13 protein-coding genes and 4 pseudogenes are annotated in these 17,144 nt (G+C 72.5%); 10 read left to right on the top strand and 7 right to left on the bottom strand.

What is annotated here, in order from left to right; genetic code table 11:
- Positions 1-2: 2 nt before the first annotated feature.
- Positions 3-182 carry a hypothetical protein gene (locus tag DRB96_RS40590; RefSeq protein WP_112452860.1) on the bottom strand — a complete coding sequence of 60 codons (180 nt, stop codon included), beginning with the start codon at positions 180-182 and terminating at the stop codon, positions 3-5.
- Between the two features lie 842 nt (positions 183-1,024).
- Between DRB96_RS40590 and DRB96_RS40595 the strand changes: the two genes are divergently transcribed.
- Both DRB96_RS40595 and DRB96_RS40600 read left to right on the top strand, forming a co-directional pair.
- Positions 1,025-2,251 (top strand): hypothetical protein, encoded by a 1,227-nt coding sequence (locus DRB96_RS40595; protein WP_162688935.1) that lies wholly within the window; start codon positions 1,025-1,027, stop codon positions 2,249-2,251.
- Positions 2,248-4,569, top strand: a complete 2,322-nt coding sequence (locus DRB96_RS40600; protein WP_112452862.1) for a caspase family protein — start codon at positions 2,248-2,250, stop codon at positions 4,567-4,569. Before DRB96_RS40595 ends, DRB96_RS40600 begins: the two co-directional genes overlap by 4 nt.
- A gap of 120 nt (positions 4,570-4,689) precedes the next feature.
- On the opposite strand, the gene DRB96_RS40605 is transcribed toward DRB96_RS40600, so the two are convergent.
- On the bottom strand, positions 4,690-5,934 hold the full coding sequence (locus DRB96_RS40605) for a cytochrome P450 (protein ID WP_112452863.1): 1,245 nt from the start codon (positions 5,932-5,934) through the stop codon (positions 4,690-4,692).
- Positions 5,935-6,218: 284 nt separating this feature from the next.
- Here DRB96_RS40605 and DRB96_RS40610 point away from each other — a divergent pair, with 284 nt between their 5' ends.
- Positions 6,219-7,388 carry a steroid 3-ketoacyl-CoA thiolase gene (locus DRB96_RS40610; protein ID WP_112452864.1) on the top strand — a complete coding sequence of 390 codons (1,170 nt, stop codon included), beginning with the start codon at positions 6,219-6,221 and terminating at the stop codon, positions 7,386-7,388.
- 197 nt (positions 7,389-7,585) lie between these two features.
- Here the strand turns inward: DRB96_RS40610 and DRB96_RS45600 are convergent.
- Positions 7,586-7,705 (bottom strand): annotated as a pseudogene (locus DRB96_RS45600) (lytic transglycosylase domain-containing protein); the annotation flags it as partial.
- Between the two features lie 18 nt (positions 7,706-7,723).
- Here DRB96_RS45600 and DRB96_RS40620 point away from each other — a divergent pair.
- Positions 7,724-8,155, top strand: a complete 432-nt coding sequence (locus tag DRB96_RS40620) for a sortase (protein ID WP_112452865.1) — start codon at positions 7,724-7,726, stop codon at positions 8,153-8,155.
- 674 nt (positions 8,156-8,829) lie between these two features.
- Here DRB96_RS40620 and DRB96_RS40630 read toward each other — a convergent pair.
- Positions 8,830-9,390, bottom strand: coding sequence for a hypothetical protein (locus DRB96_RS40630; protein WP_204357944.1), 561 nt, complete (start codon positions 9,388-9,390; stop codon positions 8,830-8,832).
- A gap of 220 nt (positions 9,391-9,610) precedes the next feature.
- Here DRB96_RS40630 and DRB96_RS40635 point away from each other — a divergent pair, with 220 nt between their 5' ends.
- Positions 9,611-10,396, top strand: a complete 786-nt coding sequence (locus DRB96_RS40635) for a hemolysin III family protein (protein ID WP_239516620.1) — start codon at positions 9,611-9,613, stop codon at positions 10,394-10,396.
- 86 nt (positions 10,397-10,482) lie between these two features.
- Here the strand turns inward: DRB96_RS40635 and DRB96_RS40640 are convergent.
- Positions 10,483-10,824 (bottom strand): annotated as a pseudogene (locus tag DRB96_RS40640) (PRC-barrel domain containing protein); the annotation flags it as partial.
- 346 nt (positions 10,825-11,170) lie between these two features.
- The gene (locus tag DRB96_RS43505) at positions 11,171-11,344 is read right to left on the bottom strand and encodes a hypothetical protein (protein WP_162689040.1); all 174 of its coding nucleotides are present in this window, start codon (positions 11,342-11,344) and stop codon (positions 11,171-11,173) included.
- 305 nt (positions 11,345-11,649) lie between these two features.
- Between DRB96_RS43505 and DRB96_RS40645 the strand changes: the two genes are divergently transcribed.
- The 3 genes from DRB96_RS40645 to DRB96_RS43510 all read left to right on the top strand — a co-directional run bounded on the left by DRB96_RS40645 (position 11,650) and on the right by DRB96_RS43510 (position 14,093).
- Complete coding sequence (locus DRB96_RS40645) at positions 11,650-12,270, top strand: SPFH domain-containing protein (RefSeq protein ID WP_239517907.1); 621 nt, start codon at positions 11,650-11,652, stop codon at positions 12,268-12,270.
- 31 nt (positions 12,271-12,301) lie between these two features.
- The gene (locus DRB96_RS40650) at positions 12,302-13,255 is read left to right on the top strand and encodes a C40 family peptidase (RefSeq protein WP_112452868.1); all 954 of its coding nucleotides are present in this window, start codon (positions 12,302-12,304) and stop codon (positions 13,253-13,255) included.
- 301 nt (positions 13,256-13,556) lie between these two features.
- Positions 13,557-14,093 (top strand): hypothetical protein, encoded by a 537-nt coding sequence (locus DRB96_RS43510; RefSeq protein ID WP_162689152.1) that lies wholly within the window; start codon positions 13,557-13,559, stop codon positions 14,091-14,093.
- Positions 14,094-14,110: 17 nt separating this feature from the next.
- Here DRB96_RS43510 and DRB96_RS46445 read toward each other — a convergent pair.
- Positions 14,111-14,866, bottom strand: a pseudogene (locus tag DRB96_RS46445) (DUF6777 domain-containing protein); the annotation flags it as partial.
- Between the two features lie 291 nt (positions 14,867-15,157).
- On the opposite strand from DRB96_RS46445, the pseudogene DRB96_RS40660 reads away from it, so the two are divergent.
- Positions 15,158-15,544 (top strand): annotated as a pseudogene (locus DRB96_RS40660) (exopolyphosphatase); the annotation flags it as partial.
- A complete protein-coding gene (locus DRB96_RS40665) occupies positions 15,541-17,139 on the top strand; it encodes a carboxyl transferase domain-containing protein (protein WP_112452869.1) in 1,599 nt (532 codons plus the stop codon). The pseudogene DRB96_RS40660 and the gene DRB96_RS40665, both read left to right, overlap by 4 nt.
- Positions 17,140-17,144 lie beyond the last annotated feature (5 nt).

The following is a 17,144-nucleotide window of genomic DNA, read 5'->3' on the forward strand; positions in this document are numbered from 1 at the left end:
AGCTACATCCCGCCCGCGCGGGCCTGCTCGGCCGCCAGCTCGGCAATCGACGCCACCACGTCCACCCCGGCGCCGCCGGCCTTCTTCCTCGGACCCATGTCCAAGACATCGGCCGAATCCGCCTCCGAGGAAACCGAATCCTCAACAACCGACTCGATCTGGCGACCCATCATCGTGCCCATCGGTGTCTCCCTTGCTCGGGACGTACACCTGATCTATGACACTCCCAATCATAACGGGGGCTGGCGCTTCGTCAGCGCAGTTGCTTATGACGTTGGTTCTATGTCTTTGGCGGCTTCCAGGGCTGTTGCCCGGTATGGGAGTTTTCTTTTCGGGCGTTCCGGGTTACCTCGTTCCGGGGTGGCGGTAGGGGGCGTCTTTTGGTGAAGGCATTGATGGGGAGGGCTTTATGAGGGTCGGTCCTCCGGGCTCCGGGCTCCGGGCTCCGGGCTCCGGGCTCCGGGCTCCGGGCTCCGGGCTCCGGGCTCCGGGCTCCGGGCTCCGGGCTCCGGGCTCCGGGCCCCGGGCTCCGGGCTCCGGGCTCCGGGCTCCGGGCTCCGGGCTCCGGGCTCCGGGCTCCGGGCTCCGGGCACCGGGCTCCGGGCCCCGGGCCCCGTGCTCCGGGCCCCGGGCTCCGGGCCCCGGGCTCCGGGGCCGACGTGCGCGGGCGCCCTGGGGTGGGTCAAATCAGCCGGTGGGGATGACGTCGGCGCGGGGGCAGCGGGTGACGACTACCGGTGCGTGGGGGTCGAGCCGGCGAGTGCGGGGGCGGCGAGGAGGGCGAGGGATATCGCCGCTCCCACCGCAGCGAGTCTGCGCAAGGGGGCTGGCCTTTCCGGGAGTTCGGATCGAAGCGCGAGTAATATTTCACATGTCACAGGTGATTGATAGATGTGGGTGCGCGCGAAGCACGAGAACCCGCGGAGCACGCGAACCCGTGAACTCGACGTTCCAGGGGCCCTGTTCGCCGAGCGGCGCTATCGTGCCGAGCGGGGGGACGACGGTGCGAGGGGGCGGAGCCGCGATGAGATTCCTGTTTGTGCACGGCACGGGGGTGCGGCGCGAGCGGCACGACACGCTCTTCGCGCTGGTCCGGGACCGGCTGACCGCCCGGTTCCCCGACGCCTGCGTCGACTCCTGCTTCTGGGGCGAGCGCTTCGGCGCCACCCTCGGCGCCGACGGCCGGTCCGTCCCCGGACTGCGCGCCCCCGACGGTGCCCCGGTCCCGGGAGACCCCGAGACCGCCGAATGGGCCCTGCTCGTCGCCGACCCGCTGTGCGAGCTGCGGGTGCTGGCCGAGGCCGGCTGGGAGACCGGGGCCGACGACCCCTTCGCCATGCCCGGCGTCCGCTCACCCGGGGCCCGGGTGCTGGACCTGCTGGCCGGCGTCTGCGGGGTCCCCGACGGCGGGGAACAGGCCGCGCTGCTGCTCGGCACCGGTCTCGCCGCCGGCTTCCCCGGAGCCCTGGAGTCCGTCGCCCGCTCGGCCGAGGCCGCCCGCGCCGGCGCCCGCGCCACCGAGCAGCCGCACGCCCGCGAGCTGGCCACCGCCCTCGCCCGCGCGGTGACCGCCGCCGCGCTCGCCTCGGCCGGAGCCGAGGCCGACTGCACCGGAGCCGAGCGCGACCGCCTCGTCGAACTGCTCACCACCCGCCTGGGCGGCGACGCCCGGGTCCCCGGCGCCCGCGCCGCGGCCGTCCTCGGCCGCCTCGCCCAGCGCGTCACCACCCAGCCGCTGCTCAACGCCTGGCGCGGCTCCCTCACCGTCGGCAGCGCCCCCGCCCTCGGCGACATCCTGCGCTACCAGGCCCGGGGCGCCGACCTGCGCGCCTTCCTCGGCGAACGGATCACCGCCGGGCAGGGACCGACCGTGCTCATCGGCCACAGCCTCGGCGGCGTCGCCCTCGTGGACCTCCTCGCGCTCGCCGCCGCCCGCGGCGAGCCCGTGCCCGGAGCCGCGCTGCTCGTCACCGTCGGCTCGCAGGCGCCCTTCCTCCACGAACTCGGGGCGCTGGCGGGGATCGAGCCCGGCGCGTCCCTCCCGTACGCCTTCCCGCGCTGGCTCAACGTCTACGACCGCCAGGACGTGCTCTCCTACCTCGCCGAGCCGGTCTTCGCGGGTGACCCGCGCGTCAGCGACCACGAGATCTCCAGCCGCCAGCCGTTCCCGGCCTGCCACAGCGCCTACTGGAAACAGGACGCGCTCTACGCGCGCATCGAACAGGCGGTGGGCGAAGCGGAGACCGGGTGATCCCCCAGGGATTCCTGCCCCCGACCCTGGGGCCCGGGCGCACCTTCGCGCTCGTCGCCGGGGTCGAGAGCTATGCCGTCAGCCACCACTGGAACCTCCACGGACCGGCCCGCGACGCCCTGCGGTTCGCCCGCTGGCTGACCGGGCCGGGACAGGTGCCGCCGGACCACGTGAGGCTGCTGCTCTCCCCGCTCGAGGACCCCGACGCCCTCGACTGGGCGGGCTCGCCGGGGCTGGAGGCCCTGCGCGGCACGTACCGGCCCGCCACCGAGGAGAACGCGAAGTCCGCGCTCCTCGACGAACTCCCCGAATGCGACGGTGACCTGCTCTGGATCTTCTGGGCCGGGCACGGCTACACCGATCCGCGCGGCGGTGAGCTGATGCTGCCCTGCGCGGACGCCCGGCCCGGCCGGATCCGCCACCTCAACCTCGACTCCGCGCTGCGCTGGTGGCGCACCGACCTCGTCAAACACCGCCGCTTCCCGCTCCAGGCGGCCCTGGTGGACGCCTGCCGGGTCGACGCCCCGCGCGATGCCCGGTGGAACTTCGGCAGCAGCGACTACGGCGGCGGCGCCACCGTCCCCGGCCGGCGGCAGTTCCGGCTGTACGCCTCCCGGGAGGGCGAGGCCGCGCAGAACGACGCGGAGCGCGGCGCGGGGCGCTTCACGGAGGCGCTCCTCGGGGAACTGGGCGGGCGCTCCGTGCGGGAGGGCGTCGAGGGGCTCGCCGACACGGCCCGCTCCATCCACCGTGCCTTCGGCGAACTGCGCGAGCGCGGAGAGGGCTGGCAGCTCCCGCAGTTCGTCGTGGACCGGGACTGGGACGCCTGCTCCTTCCTCGACGAGGACCAGCCCGGGGTGACGCTGCCGCGCGCGGCCCGCCTGGACCAGGCCGCCTGGGACGGGCTCGGCAGGCTCTTCGAGGGCCGGGACCTGCCCCGGTGCGCCTACGAGGCGTACGTGTGGGCGTTCCGGGCGGCCGGCTGCGCGGCCCCGCTCCAGGGCGGGCTGCCCGGCGACACCCTGCTGGAGGTGGCCTCGGACCTCGACGAACGCCACGGCGGCCCGGACGGGATGCCGCTCGCGGTGCCCTTCGTACGGTTCCTCGGCGAGCGGGCCGGCGCGGGCGACGAGCGGTGGGCGGCCCTGCTGCGCGACTGGGTGAGCACCACCCTCGAACGCCTCGCCCTGCCCGTGCTCCTGCCCCCGCCCCCGCCCGCGCGCAGAACGGCCCTGCACGTGCGGCTGGAGCCGTCGCCGGGCGGCGAGGACGGGTTCCTGGCCCGGATGTGGCTGCGCCGGGACGAGCCGGGGCGGGTGCGGGAGCCGGCGGGCGGGCCCGGCCGCCGGGAGGCGTACGAGCACATCTGGGAGTCGGAGGGCGAGCCCGTCCCGCTGGACGCGGTCCGCGAGGAACTCCTGCGCCGGCTCGGCAGCGCGGGCCGGGCACCGGCCGGGCACGCCGAGGCCGGGCGGCCGCCGCAGGAGGTGGAGCGGATCGAGTTCCACGTGCCGTACGAGCTGCTGGACTCGGACTTCGACCAGTGGCCGGTCCCGCGCGGCCCCCGCGGCCGGCCCCGGCCCCTGGGGCTGCTCTACCAGGTGGTGGTGCGCTGCCCGCAGGAGCGCGAGGACACCGGCGCCGAGTGGCGGGGCAAATGGCGCTGGCTGTGGTCCCGGGGCGGCCGGCACGCCGACGCGGTCCGGGTGGTGTCCGACGGGGAGGCGGGTGACGGGCTCGGCATGGAGCTGGGGGCGGGCCCGGCGCCCGCGTGCGTACTGGCGCACACGCGGGCCGGCGCGCGGACGGGGGCAGGAGTGCGTCGGCATCGTCAAAGTTGTATAAAGGACAGGGGCCGGGTCCGGGCTGCGGGGTTCGGCCCGGGTGCGGGGCCGGGCCCCGGCTGTGGGGTTGTGGTGTGGGGGGCGGGGTTATTCCGTCGGGAGGTTTGCCACCACGAGGGCTATCGCCGCCCGGGCCGTGTCCGTCTCGCCCAGAACCGTGGTCTGGCGGGGGCCCCGGACGCGGAAGCGGCCGTCGGGCAGTGGTTCCACGGCCGGTGCGGTCACGGCGAAGGGATGGCCCGAGGAGGCGCTGAACCACAGCGTGAAGTGGCTGGTGTACGGGTACAGCCGGCGCAGCCGGGGTTCCGCGCCGGCGGCCTCGATGAGCGCGAGGACTCCCTGGCTCATGGGCTCGGACCCGCTCTGCTCGACCATCCGCCGCCACGTCGTCGGCAGCCGCTGCCAGCGTCTGGCGCTGGGGTCCTCAAGGTTCATCCGGGCAGTCTGGGGTCCGGGCCGCCGCCAAGGCAATGATCCCGACGGCGGCGAGACGGTAACGACCCGCGGGTAACCACCCGCACACGCCCGCAGGCGCCGAGGGACGGCAGGGGCCGGGCGTGGGAGGTGGGGGCCCCTGCCGTCCTGGATCACGGGTCAGCCGTGGCTGACCCGCAGTTCCTTGATGCCGTTCAGCCAGGCGGCGCGCAGCCGGCGCGGGGCCTCGCCGGTGAGGCGCAGGTCGGGCAGGGCGTCGGCCAGGGCGTTGAAGATCAGGTCGATCTCCATGACGGCCAGGGACTTGCCGAGGCAGAAGTGCGGGCCGCCGCCGCCGAAGCCCAGGTGCGGGTTCGGGTCGCGGGTGATGTCGAAGGCGTCCGGGTTCTCGAAGACCTCGGGGTCGTGGTTGGCGGAGGAGTAGAACATCCCCACCCGGTCGCCCGCCTTGATCTTCTGGCCGCCGAGCTCGGTGTCCTGGGTGGCGGTGCGCTGGAAGGACACCACGGGGGTGGCCCAGCGCACGATCTCCTCGGCCGCCGTCGAGGGGCGGGTCGCCTTGTACAGCTCCCACTGCTCGGGGTGGGTCAGGAAGGCGTGCATGCCGTGGCTGATGGCGTTGCGCGTGGTCTCGTTGCCCGCGACCGCCAGCAGCAGCACGAAGAAGCCGAACTCGTCGGAGCCCAGGTTGCCCTGGCCCTCGGCCGCCACCAGCTGCGTGACGATGTCCTTGGCCGGACACTCCTTGCGGGCCGCGGACAGGTTCATCGCGTAACCGATGAGCTCCGCCGCCGCGTTGCCGCCGACCTCGGCGGTGATCGCGTACTCGGGGTCGTCGTACGCGATCATCTTGTTCGACCAGTCGAAGATCCGGGACCGGTCCTCCTGCGGTACGCCGATCAGCTCGGCGATGGCCTGCAGCGGGAGCTCGCACGCCACTTGGGTGACGAAGTCGAAGCTGCCGTCCGCCGAGGCCTCGACGGCCTCCGCGACGATCTTCCGGGCGCGGTCGCGCAGGGCGTCCTCGAGCCCGCGGATGGACCGCGGGGTGAAGCCGCGCTGCACGATCTGGCGTACGCGGGTGTGCTCCGGCGGATCCATGTTCAACATGATCAGGCGCTGGGCATCTATGGCTTCGCGCTGGATGTGCTCGTTGAAGCGGATGATCGCCGTGTTCGTGGTGGAGGAGAAGAGCTCGGGGTGCGTCGAGATGTACTTGACGTCCGCGTGCCGGGTGACGGCCCAGTACCCCTCGTCGTCGAAGCCGGTGATGCCCCGCTGCTGCGGGCACCACCAGACGGGCGCCGTCTGCCGCAACTGCGCGAACTCGGGGTAGGGCACCCGGTCTTGGAGCACGTCCGGGTCGGTGGCGTCGAAGCCTTCGGGCAGCACGGGGCAGGTCATCGGGGCGACTCCAGAGTCTGACGGCCCATCAGAAGTTGGCTTGAAGGTAGTAACGAGTTCTAGAAGTGACAAGGGGCCCCGCGCCAACTGTTGCGTGTGGAATCCGTGTAAGCCACGTGCAAGACCCTTGCGTACCGGGCCTTCTGGTCATAAGACTGCGGGGAGAACTAGAACGCGTACTAGTTCGGGTGGAGCCGCCGGGACGGCCCGCCCGCAAGCTGAGGCGCGCTAGCCGATGCGCGCTGCGCGCTGTGCGCTACGCAGGAGCAGGAGAGGACGAGCTCATGGCCGCGGAACCCGTCATCGTCGAAGCCGTACGCACCCCCATCGGCAAGCGCGGGGGCGCGCTCGCCAATCTTCACCCCGCCTACCTTCTCGGCGAGACCTACCGCGAGCTCCTCGCCCGCACCGGCATCCAGCCCGACTGCGTCGAGCAGATCGTCGGCGGCACCGTCACCCACGCCGGCGAGCAGTCGATGAACCCCGCCCGCAACGCCTGGCTGGCCATGGGCCTCCCGTACGAGACCGCCGCGACCACCGTGGACTGTCAGTGCGGCAGCTCCCAGCAGGCCAACCACATGGTCGCCAACATGATCTCCGGCGGGGTCATGGACATCGGCATCGCCTGCGGGGTCGAGGCCATGAGTCGCGTGCCGCTGGGGTCGGGATCGAAGCACGGACCCGGCAAGCCCTTCCCGGACGAGTGGAACGTCGACCTCCCGAACCAGTTCGAGGCCGCCGAGCGCATCGCCCGCCACCGCGGGCTGACCCGCGAGGACGTGGACACGCTGGGCGTGCTCTCCCAGCAGCGGGCCGCGGCGGCGTGGGCCGAGGAGCGGTTCAAGCGCGAGACCTTCGCCGTGCAGGTGCCCACCACCGAGGCGGAGCAGGCCGCCGGCCAGGGCATGTGGAGGCTGGTCGACCGGGACGAGGGCCTGCGCGACACCTCCATGGAGGCGCTCGCCCGGCTCAAGCCGGTCATGCCGACGGCCGTGCACACCGCCGGGAACTCCTCGCAGATATCCGACGGCGCCGCCGCCGTGATGTGGGCCTCGCGCAAGATGGCCCGCGCGCTCAAGCTGCGGCCGCGCGCCCGGATCGTCGCGCAGACGCTGGTCGGCTCCGACCCGCACTTCCACCTGGACGGGCCGATCGACGCGACCCGCGCGGTGCTGGGCAAGGCCGGCATGTCGCTCAAGGACATCGACCTCGTCGAGATCAACGAGGCCTTCGCCTCCGTCGTCCTCAGCTGGGCCCAGGTCTTCGACCAGGACCTGGAGAAGGTCAACGTCAACGGCGGCGGCATCGCCCTCGGCCACCCCGTCGGCGCCACCGGAGCCCGGCTGATCACCACCGCGCTGCACGAGCTGGAGCGGCGCGACAAGGAATTCGCCCTGATCACCATGTGCGCGGGCGGCGCGCTGGCGACGGGCACCATCATCCAGCGGCTGTAGCTCCGGCTGCGCCGCCATCGGACCCTGTGGGATGGGATCGCGAAGGCCCCGGAGGCCGGACCTGGGGAGGTCGGCCGCCGGGGCCTTCGCATGCGTGCGCACCGGGCCCTGGGCCCTGTGGTCGAAGCGGGGTCAGGCACCGCTTCGACTACAAGGGCCAGGGCGGTCGCGCCGCCGGGTCTGCTGCCGCTGGTGGCTTAGTACCAGTGGTGGGTCTGCCAGAAGCTCCAGGCGCCGGTGGGGCTGCCGTAGCGGGAGTTCATGTAGTCCAGGCCCCACTTGATCTGGGTGGCGGGGTTGGTCTTCCAGTCCGCCCCACCTCAAGACCGACCGGGATGAAGATCGACGCGGCGGGCGTGGACGCGAAGAAGATGGTCGACCTGAAGGTGGACGCGGCCGGCGAACTGGGCGTGCCCGACGCCGACACTGACGCGAACAACCCCGGCTGGTGGACCGGGGGCGTCACCCCGGGCGAGAAGGGCGTGTCCGTCCTCGTCGCCCACTTCGACACGAAGTACGGTCCGGCCCTGATGAGGAACGTGAAGGACATCAAGCTCGGCGACGTGATCGAGGTCCCGCGCGAGGACGGCAGGACGGCGAGGTTCAAGATCCGCGAGATCGAGGACGTAGACAAGAAGGCCTTCCCCACGGCCAAGGTCTACGGCGACACCCCCCGCCCCGAACTCCGCCTCCTGACCTGCGGCGGCGCCCTCAAGAACGGCCACCGCACGAACAACGTCATCTTCTACGCCGACCTGACGCGGTAAACCCCGGACGGCTGGGCGATGCCAGCGGCAGATACCAGAGGCCCCCAGCCAAGATCGGCTGGGGGCCTTTGCGCTTGTGCCCTCGGCAGGATTCGTACCTGCGACACCCGCTCTAGTGCTGTGACCGGAAAGGTTCACCGGGTCGCGGCGCCCGGCACGGCACCTCGCCGCGTTGTCGGACCACCGAAGTACGTCCAGTACAAGCGGCGGCCCTCCGCCCGGGGGCCCCTCCCGGCGGTAGCTGGGGGAGGGGCACCGCACCGGACACCGCGACCCGGCAAACCTTCCCGGCCACAGCACTAGGAGTGGGATCGAATCCGTGCCGGGCGGTCCCGGACCGTGCCGGGCGCCGCGACCCAGTCCGCGCAGCGCGACGTGGAAGACGATGCCGGTGACTGTGATTCCTACCAGGCCGATCAGCCTGAACACCCGGAACACGGTCGAGGACCTGTCCGGGTTGATGGCGAGCAGCAAGCACGTTGCGCCCACGATCAGGTTCGACTGGACCGTGAAGAACGCGAAGGCGTTCAGGGCGCGGCCCAGGGGACTACCACCGAACCTGGCTGTACCGGTGTACCCCAAGGCCGGGTGAGAGGAGGGGTACGCCGGTGATCCCTCCCCTCATCGGTTCTACGGGTGCGGCCGGGGCCGAACGGCACGGGTGACGTTGCGGATCAGATGCTCGTCCACGCGTCGAGGAAGGCCTTCCGCCTGGACGGGTCGGCTGATTTGTGGTCCGCGTGCAGGACGCGCCAGGCGGTGAGTTCGAGGTCGCGGAGCCACAGCTCGCCGATGACCTGCGTTTTGAGGTCGGGGAGGTGGTCGGACTCGGCGAGTGCCTGGCCGATGACTTCTGCGGCCGCGATGCGCTGGGGCGGGGTCATCTCGTCGAAGGCCGAGAGGATCTGGCCGGCCAGGCCGGTGCCTTCTCCTGCCAGTGAACTCAGCACGCACGCTTTGATGTTGGCGGGCAGGAGGTAGAGGGAGCCCGAGGACCTCCACAGGTCCGACCAGAAGTGCTCACCGGACTCGGTGGGGGCGGGGAGCGCGGCCAGCAGGCCGAGGAGGTGTGCGGTGGCCGCGTATCCGTCGGAGTGTGCCGATGCGACGACGGCGATGTCCGCGACGCGCTCCACGTCGATGTGGCCGGCTTCGAGGCGTGGGTCCAGTCCCAGCCGCTGTTCCAGCTGATGGGAAAGGGGGGCGGACGCGTGGGAGCGGAACTCGGGAAGCATCGGCGGTCCTTGGACGTAGGAGAGCGGAGAGGCCCGTTCGGAAGTCCAGATCGTTCCCCTGACCCGCCGGATTACACGAGTTCCACGGCCCCAGTTGGCGGCGGATCGCCAGGCCCGCAACCAAGAGGCGGCCGAACCAGCCGCGCCCGGCGATGCCGCGCCGGAGGACTGCGGCACACCTCGGGCAATGCCGCTCCGGACAGGCTCCTAGCATGGACTCATGGTTGCCAGTGATGCCCAGCAGCACGAGTCAGGACGGGAAGTAGTGCCCCGGGACGACGCCGAAGCCGGCCATGTTGTCTCCGCACCGACGGATGGAGGCAGCGAGGGCTCCGAGCCTCCCGCCGGCCTGCTCGAGCGAGCGGCCGATCTGGTGGAGCCGATCAAGCCGAAGCTACGGGGCTGGCTCCACGCCGGCATGGTCCCCGCGTCGCTGGCCGCGGGCATCGTACTCATCTGCATGGCAGGAACACCACAGGCCACCGTGGCCTGCACCGTGTACGCCGTCACCGCCTGGCTGCTGTTCGGGACGAGCGCCGTCTACCACCTCGGCACCTGGGGACCGCTCGGCGAGGCCGTCCTGCGCCGCCTCGACCACGCCAACATCTTCCTGATCATCGCCGGCACCTGCACCCCGCTCGCCGTCCTCCTTCTCGCCCCTGACCAGCGGTCCGTCCTCCTGTGGATCGTGTGGACGGGCGCTCTGGCCGGCATCGCCTTCCGCGTCCTGTGGATCGGAGCGCCCCGCTGGCTGTACACGCCCTGCTACCTGGCCCTGGGCTGGGCACCGGTGCGCTACCTGCCCGACTTCCTGCACAGCGGCGGCGCGGCCGTACTCACCCTGATCGTGACGGGCGGGCTGCTCTACAGTGCGGGCGCGGTCGTGTACGCCCTCCAGCGCCCCGACCCCTCACCCCGCTGGTTCGGCTACCACGAGGTGTTCCACGCCCTGACCGTGGCAGCTTTCACCGCGCACTGCATCGCCGTCTTCCTCGCTGCCTACTGAGCACGATGACGTGGCGGTGCATGCCTGCCCGGTTGTGTGGGGCCGGTGCTTTGCCGACCGGCTTCGGGTGCGGGCGCGGGCGGGCGGCGCAGGGAGACGTAGTGGTCGCCGACCGCGGACAGGTAGGTGTGGTCGGCTGTTTCGCTGTCGGTGGTGAACCGGGGCGCGGCTTTGATGTCTTCCTGCGTGCCCGAGACCTTCACCGCCTGCGCTTCGGTGTCGATGTGGGTGACGGCGCCGGCCGGGATCAGGACGCTCCTGCCGAACACCCACACACCGGTGTCGACCACCAGGTGCTGCATGCCGGGCTGGTCCTGCTGCCGGTCGACGTGCCCGATGACACCGTCAGCGGCTTCCACGGTGAATCCCACCAGTGACTGCCCGGGCGTGTAGCCGCTGTCCTGCGCGTACATCCACACTCCGCTCACAGAGCATCTCCTCGTCCTCGTCCTCGGCGACCGGGCGTGGTGGCTCGGTGCACCACCGGTTCGCGTCTGCCCGACCGCATGCCCCGGTGCCTGCTGCGCAACCGAGTCCGCAGAGGATTCCGGGCCGGAGTCCCCGCCGCGGCGAGAAGGACGACGAGGCCGCAGTGGTACGAACGTCGCCCTCTGGGCCCGTGCGGCGGGCGCAGGGAGGGCATTCGGGTCCGGCTCGCGGTGCCGGAGGGTGCGGCAAGAGGAGAGGCCGAAGAGGTCATGCGCCTGCGCACCCCCGTCACCTCGGGAATGCTTGAAGATCGGGAGCCCGCCGTTGCCGACGGGCACGATCACCTCAGGCCGATGCCGATGCCGATGCCGATGCCGGTGGGGCGGAGGATTCGCCGGCGCGGCGGTATTCGGCGTTGATGCGTTGGGCTTCTTCGAGTTGGTCTTCGAGGATGATGATGCGGCAGGCGGAGTCGATCGGGGTTCCCTGGTCGACGAGTTCGCGGGCGCGCCTCCCCATCGGCGCCGGCGCCCTCCCCACGCACCCTGCCCGCCGTCCTCGACCCCGAGCTCGGCGAACACCCCGCGCGCGCCTGTTCCGGCTGGTGGGCCCTGTTCGCCGCCTCGCTCGCCGCGGCCGGCGCCGCCACCCTCGCGCACCACGAGGACCTCCGCGCCTCCGCCTCCGCCTCCCCCGCCGAGGCCTGGCCGCTCGCCCTCGTCGGCGGCTGCGCGGCGATCGTCCTGGCCGCCCTCTGCGGACTGCGCCGGGGCCGCGCCGGCCGGGCCTGGTCACTGACCCTCTTCGGCCGCTACCGGGGCACGATCCGGCGTACCGGTCTCCTCTGGTCCAACCCGCTGCCCCGGCACACGCGGGTCGACGTCCGGCTGCGCCACTGGCGCAGCGAGCCGCTCCCCGTCGTCGACGCCGAAGGCACCGCACTGCGGGCCGTCGTCCTCGTCGTGTGGCGGATCAAGGACACCGCCCGCGCCCTGCTCGCCGTGGACGACCACACCGACTATCTGCGCGGGCAGGTGGAGTCCGCGACCGCCCGGGTGCTCTCCCGGATGCCCGCCGACTCCTTCGGCCCGGAGCCGGCCGAACCCCGGACCCTGCGCGACACCGAGGCCGTCGGCGACGAACTGACCCGGCTGCTCGCCGCCGAGTGCAAGGCGGTCGGCGTCGAGGTCTTCTCCGCCCGGCCGCTGCGGATCGAGTACGCGCCCGAGGTCGCCGCCGCGATGCAGCGCCGCCAAGTCGCCTCGATCGACGCCCGGCACCGGGACACCGTCCTCACCTCCGTGCTCGACGCGGTCGACGACACCGTTCACCGGATGTCCGACCGGGGGCTCGTAGGCCTGGACGACTACGAACGCAAGGCACTGGTCAAGGACTTGACCGTGGCCTTCTACACGGCGCGCGGCCCTGCCGCCGACGCCCGCTGAGAGCACACCCCCGATGAGAGAGGAACCACGCATGCGCACGCCCGAGTTCACCGAGGAAATACCCGACGTCTGCGACTGCGCAGGCTGTGCCCGCGGCACGACGGCCGTGACCTCCACGGCCCGTCGCCGTCGCTGCACCCTGCGCGGGGCCGTGGTCGCGGCCGTCGGCGCCACCCTGCTGATGGGCACCGGTGTGACCACCGCGTCCGCCGAGCCCGCGCCGGCCAAGGCGGGCTGGGACGGCTCGAAGTACTGGTACAAGGACGCGACCGGCTGGTGGCGCTGGACCCAGCACTACAGCAAGTACGCGGCGAACAGCGGCGCTTCCGCGGCCGCCAAGCCCTCCTCGTCCGCCGCCAAGCCCTCCTCGTCCGCCGCCTCCCCGGTACGCACCTCGGAGCCGGCCTTCCGCGGCCGCGCGGGCTGGGACGCGACGGACCGCGTGTACTGGTACAAGGACGCCACCGGCTGGTGGCGCTGGACCAGCCACAAGGACAAGTACGAGCGCAACGCCGGCCGCACCGGCTCCTCGGGCTCCTCGGGCTCGTCCGGCTCCACGGGCGGCTCGGGCAGCTCGGGCGGCTCCGGCGGCGCCCCGTCCGGCTCAGGCAGTCCCCTTCGCCAGGGCACCGAGGGCGCGATCTCCTTCGCGAACAGCCATCTCGGCGACGCGTACGTCTGGGGCGGCAACGGCCCGCACGGCTGGGACTGCTCGGGCCTGGTCCAGGCGGCCTACCGCTCCGCGGGCATCTCCCTCCCCCGCGTCGCCTCCGACCAGTACCGCGCCACGACCCCGATCTCCCGCTCCGAACTGCGCCGCGGCGACCTGGTGTTCTGGACCTCGAACGGAAACGTGTCGGGCATCCACCACGTCGCGGTCTACCTCGGCGACGGCAAGTACATCGAGGCTCCGCGCCCGGGCAAGCAGGTCCGCGTCTCCAGCTTCAGCGCGTACAACCCGAACATGTACGGCCGCGTGCGCTGACGCACGGCGAAGCCTCCCCGAGGGCCGGTTGGCCCTCGGGGAGGCAGGCCGTGCGGTGCCGCTTCAGCGGCCGCCGGTACCCGCATCGCTTCCGGCGTCGGCTCCCTCGTCGGTTCCCGGCTGGTCCGGGGAGGGCGGCGGAGGAGGCGGAGACGGAGGCACGATCAGGGTCGATGACGGCGGCGGAGGGGGCGGCGGAGGCGGAGGCTGGACCGGGGACGGTACGACCGGCGGGGCCGGCGGCAGCTCAGGCTGCGCCGACGTCACCGGCGGCTTGGGCTCCGGCGCCGCCGAGGAGGTCTTGGGCGGGGCCGGAGTTTGTGGTTCCGCCGAGCTCCGCGGCGCCGACGGCGACGAGGACTCCGGGGTCGCGGACCGCACCTTCGCCGAGGGCGAGGCGGACTCTGACTCTGACTCGGAGGCGGACGGGGAGGTCGAAGGCGACTCGGAGGCGGACTTCGACGGCGATTCCGAGGGCGATTCAGAGGATGATCGCGTGCCGGACTCGGACGGCGAGACCGACTCCGACGGAGACTCGGAAGCCGACTCGGACGCAGACTCCGACGGAGACTCGGAAGCCGACTCGGACGGGGACTCCGACGGAGACTCAGAGGGCGACTTCGACGGGGACTCGGACGGCGACTCGGACGGCGACTTCGACGGCGACTCCGACGGCGAGACCGACGGGGAATGCGAAGTCGGCGGCGGCGAGGTCACCGGCGGCGGAAACGTGATCGGCGGGGTCGTGATCACCGGCGGCGGGATGGGCTTGTCGTGCCTGCCGCCCCGGTGGTCGCCCCGGTCACGCTCGTACCAGGTGCTGTTGTTGTGGTCGTAGATCACGAACTTGTTCACGATGGTCACGGACGGTGCGATGACCACCACCTGCGCGGGCCGGTACGAGGTCCACGGCTGTCCGAACCGCTTCGGATTGGCCTGCAGCGCCACCGGCTCGCCCAGCGGGTTCCCGCACGCGCAGCGGACCCTCGGCACCCCCCGGTCGTCCACGAGCACGGCCGTCCCGGCCTGGAGCACCGCCTGGTAGCTGGTGGGCCTGCCGTCCCGGTATCCGTGGTTCGTGACCCGGGTGTCCATCCGCAGCTGGACCGGGGTGAGCGAGCGCAGGTACCCCGGCACGGCCGTCGGCTGGATGCCGAGCGCCGAGGCGAACGCGGCGTTCTTGGAGGGCTGCGCCGACAGCACCTGGATCTGCTTCTCGACATCGCAGCTGGCGACGTCCCTCGTGCCCCCGAACAGGGTGGGCGAGGATCCGGAGACGCGGGTGACCGTGGTCCCCGGAGTCGTCCCCGTGGTCCCCCTGGCCGACGGGTCCTTCGACGGCTGCCGGCTCTGCGGCGGGCTCTCGGGCGGCGGGCTCTCCGGCGGCGGCGTGGCCTGCTTGGCCGCCGTGGACTCGGGGAAGGGGTCCGGTCCGGAGGCCGCGGCGGGCTGCAGGAACACCTCGCTGCCCTGCGAGGTGGTGGTGCCGCCCCCGCCGCTCGGCCTGGTCAGCACGACGGCCAGGGTCACGGCGGCCGCGATGGCGACGATCGTGGTGGCGAGCCGGGGTACCGAGCGCCACCAGGGCTTGTGCGGGGGCTCCGGAGGCACGCTCCCGGACCCACCGGAACCGCCGGAGCCCCCGGAACCGGAGCCTCCCGCGTCCCCGAAGCCGCCCGAGCCCCCGGGCGGAGCGGGCGGCCCACCCCGGCGGCCAGGAAGTGCGTGAAGGGTGCCGCGCTCTCGGCGGTGAAGCGGCCGCCCGGGGCGGAGACCCGCAGCGGGGCTCCGACGTGCAGGCGGGGCGAGAGCCGGTCGGCCTGGTCGGCGCGGTGGCGGTTGCGCACGGCCAGCCGGTACCCCTCCGCGCCGGCGGAGAGGAGGGGGAACGTCTTCAGCCGGGGCCCCACCCGCAGGGTGCCGCTGGGGCGGCTGATCGGCGCCCGCAGCGGGGACAAGGGCGGCGACGCCAACGTCGGGGTGTGGGCCGAGAGCGCCCCCGCCTGGGAGTGGCTCCGCGACACCCTCACCGTCGACGCCTTCCGGCGGCTGCTCCCCGAGACGGCCCCGCTGGACGTGACCCGCGCCGAGCTCCCCAACCTCCGCTCCCTCAACTTCACCGTCACCGGCGTCCTCGGCGACGGCGTCGCCTCGGGCCACCGCTTCGACCCCCAGGCCAAGGCCCTCGGCGAGTGGCTCCGCTCCCGGCACGTGGACATCCCCGTCGCCCTGCTCGGGCCGCCCCCGGAGGTCCCCGTACCCACCACCGCCCCGGAGGGGACCCCGTGACCCGCCTCAAGACCGCCGTCGACCCGCTCGCCCCCGAGCACGCGCAGGCCCGTACCGCCGCCCTGGAACGCCTCGCCGAGCTCGACTCCGCGCACGCCGGAGCCCTGCTCGGCGGCGGCGAGAAGTACACCGCCCGCCACAAGACGCGCGGCAAGCTCCTCGCCCGCGAGCGCATCGAGCTGCTGCTCGACCCGGACACCCCGTTCCTGGAGCTGTCCCCGCTCGCCGCCTGGGGCAGCGACTACCCGGTCGGCGCCTCGATGGTCACCGGCATCGGCACGGTCGAGGGCGTCGAATGCCTGGTCACCGCCAACGACCCCACCGTCCGGGGCGGCGCCAGCAACCCCTGGACCCTCAAGAAGGCCCTGCGGGCCAACGAGATCGCCCGCCAGAACCGGCTGCCCTGCATCAGCCTCGTCGAGTCCGGCGGCGCGGACCTCCCCTCCCAGAAGGAGATCTTCATCCCGGGCGGCGCGATCTTCCGCGACATCACCCGGCTCTCGGCGGCAGGCATCCCCACCATCGCCGTCGTCTTCGGCAACTCCACCGCGGGCGGCGCCTACGTCCCCGGCATGTCCGACCACACCATCATGATCAAGGACCGCTCGAAGGTGTTCCTCGGCGGTCCGCCGCTCGTCAAGATGGCCACCGGCGAGGAGAGCGACGACGAGTCCCTCGGCGGAGCCGACATGCACGCCCGGACCTCCGGCCTCGCCGACCACTACGCCCTCGACGAGCACGACGCCATCCGCCAGGCCCGCCGCGTCGTCGCCCGCCTCAACCACCGCAAGGCCCACGCCGATCCGGTGCGCGCCGAAGAACCCCTCCACGACCCCGAGGAACTCCTCGGCATCGTCCCCGCCGACCTCAAGACCCCCTTCGACCCCCGCGAGGTCATCGCCCGCATCGTCGACGCCTCCGACTTCGACGAGTTCAAGCCCCTCTACGGCACCAGCCTGGTCACCGGCTGGGCCACCCTCCACGGCTACCCGGTCGGCATCCTCGCCAACGCCCAAGGCGTGCTGTTCAGCGCGGAGTCGCAGAAGGCCGCCCAGTTCATCCAGCTCGCCAACCAGCGGGACATCCCGCTGCTCTTCCTCCACAACACCACCGGCTACATGGTCGGCAAGGAGTACGAGCAGGGCGGCATCATCAAGCACGGCTCGATGATGATCAACGCGGTGTCGAACTCGAAGGTCCCCCACCTCTCCGTTCTGATCGGCGCCAGCTACGGCGCCGGCCACTACGGCATGTGCGGCCGCGCCTTCGAGCCCCGCTTCCTCTTCGCCTGGCCCAGCTCCAAGTCCGCCGTCATGGGCCCCGCCCAGCTCGCCGGAGTGCTCTCGATCGTGTCCCGCCAGTCGGCGGCCGCGAAGGGACAGCCCTACGACGAAGAGGCCGACGCCGGCATGCGCGCCTTCGTCGAGGCGCAGATCGAGTCCGAGTCCCTGCCGATGTTCCTGTCCGGCCGGCTGTACGACGACGGGGTCATCGACCCGCGCGACACCCGAACCGTCCTCGGCCTGTGCCTGTCGGCCGTCCACAACGCCCCCGTCGAGGGCGCCCGTGGCGGCTTCGGCGTCTTCCGGATGTGAGCCCG

The organism is Streptomyces sp. ICC1 (assembly GCF_003287935.1).
GTDB lineage: Bacteria > Actinomycetota > Actinomycetes > Streptomycetales > Streptomycetaceae > Streptomyces > Streptomyces tritrimontium.

Coding starts and splice junctions, on each gene's coding strand:
- DRB96_RS40590 (WP_112452860.1), bottom strand. CDS start 182: ATGGGCACGATGATGGGTCGCCAGATCGAGTCGGTTGTTGAGGATTCG.
- DRB96_RS40595 (WP_162688935.1), top strand. CDS start 1,025: ATGAGATTCCTGTTTGTGCACGGCACGGGGGTGCGGCGCGAGCGGCAC.
- DRB96_RS40605 (WP_112452863.1), bottom strand. CDS start 5,934: ATGACCTGCCCCGTGCTGCCCGAAGGCTTCGACGCCACCGACCCGGAC.
- DRB96_RS40610 (WP_112452864.1), top strand. CDS start 6,219: ATGGCCGCGGAACCCGTCATCGTCGAAGCCGTACGCACCCCCATCGGC.
- DRB96_RS40620 (WP_112452865.1), top strand. CDS start 7,724: ATGAAGATCGACGCGGCGGGCGTGGACGCGAAGAAGATGGTCGACCTG.
- DRB96_RS40630 (WP_204357944.1), bottom strand. CDS start 9,390: ATGCTTCCCGAGTTCCGCTCCCACGCGTCCGCCCCCCTTTCCCATCAG.
- DRB96_RS40635 (WP_239516620.1), top strand. CDS start 9,611: ATGGTTGCCAGTGATGCCCAGCAGCACGAGTCAGGACGGGAAGTAGTG.
- DRB96_RS43505 (WP_162689040.1), bottom strand. CDS start 11,344: ATGGGGAGGCGCGCCCGCGAACTCGTCGACCAGGGAACCCCGATCGAC.
- DRB96_RS40650 (WP_112452868.1), top strand. CDS start 12,302: ATGCGCACGCCCGAGTTCACCGAGGAAATACCCGACGTCTGCGACTGC.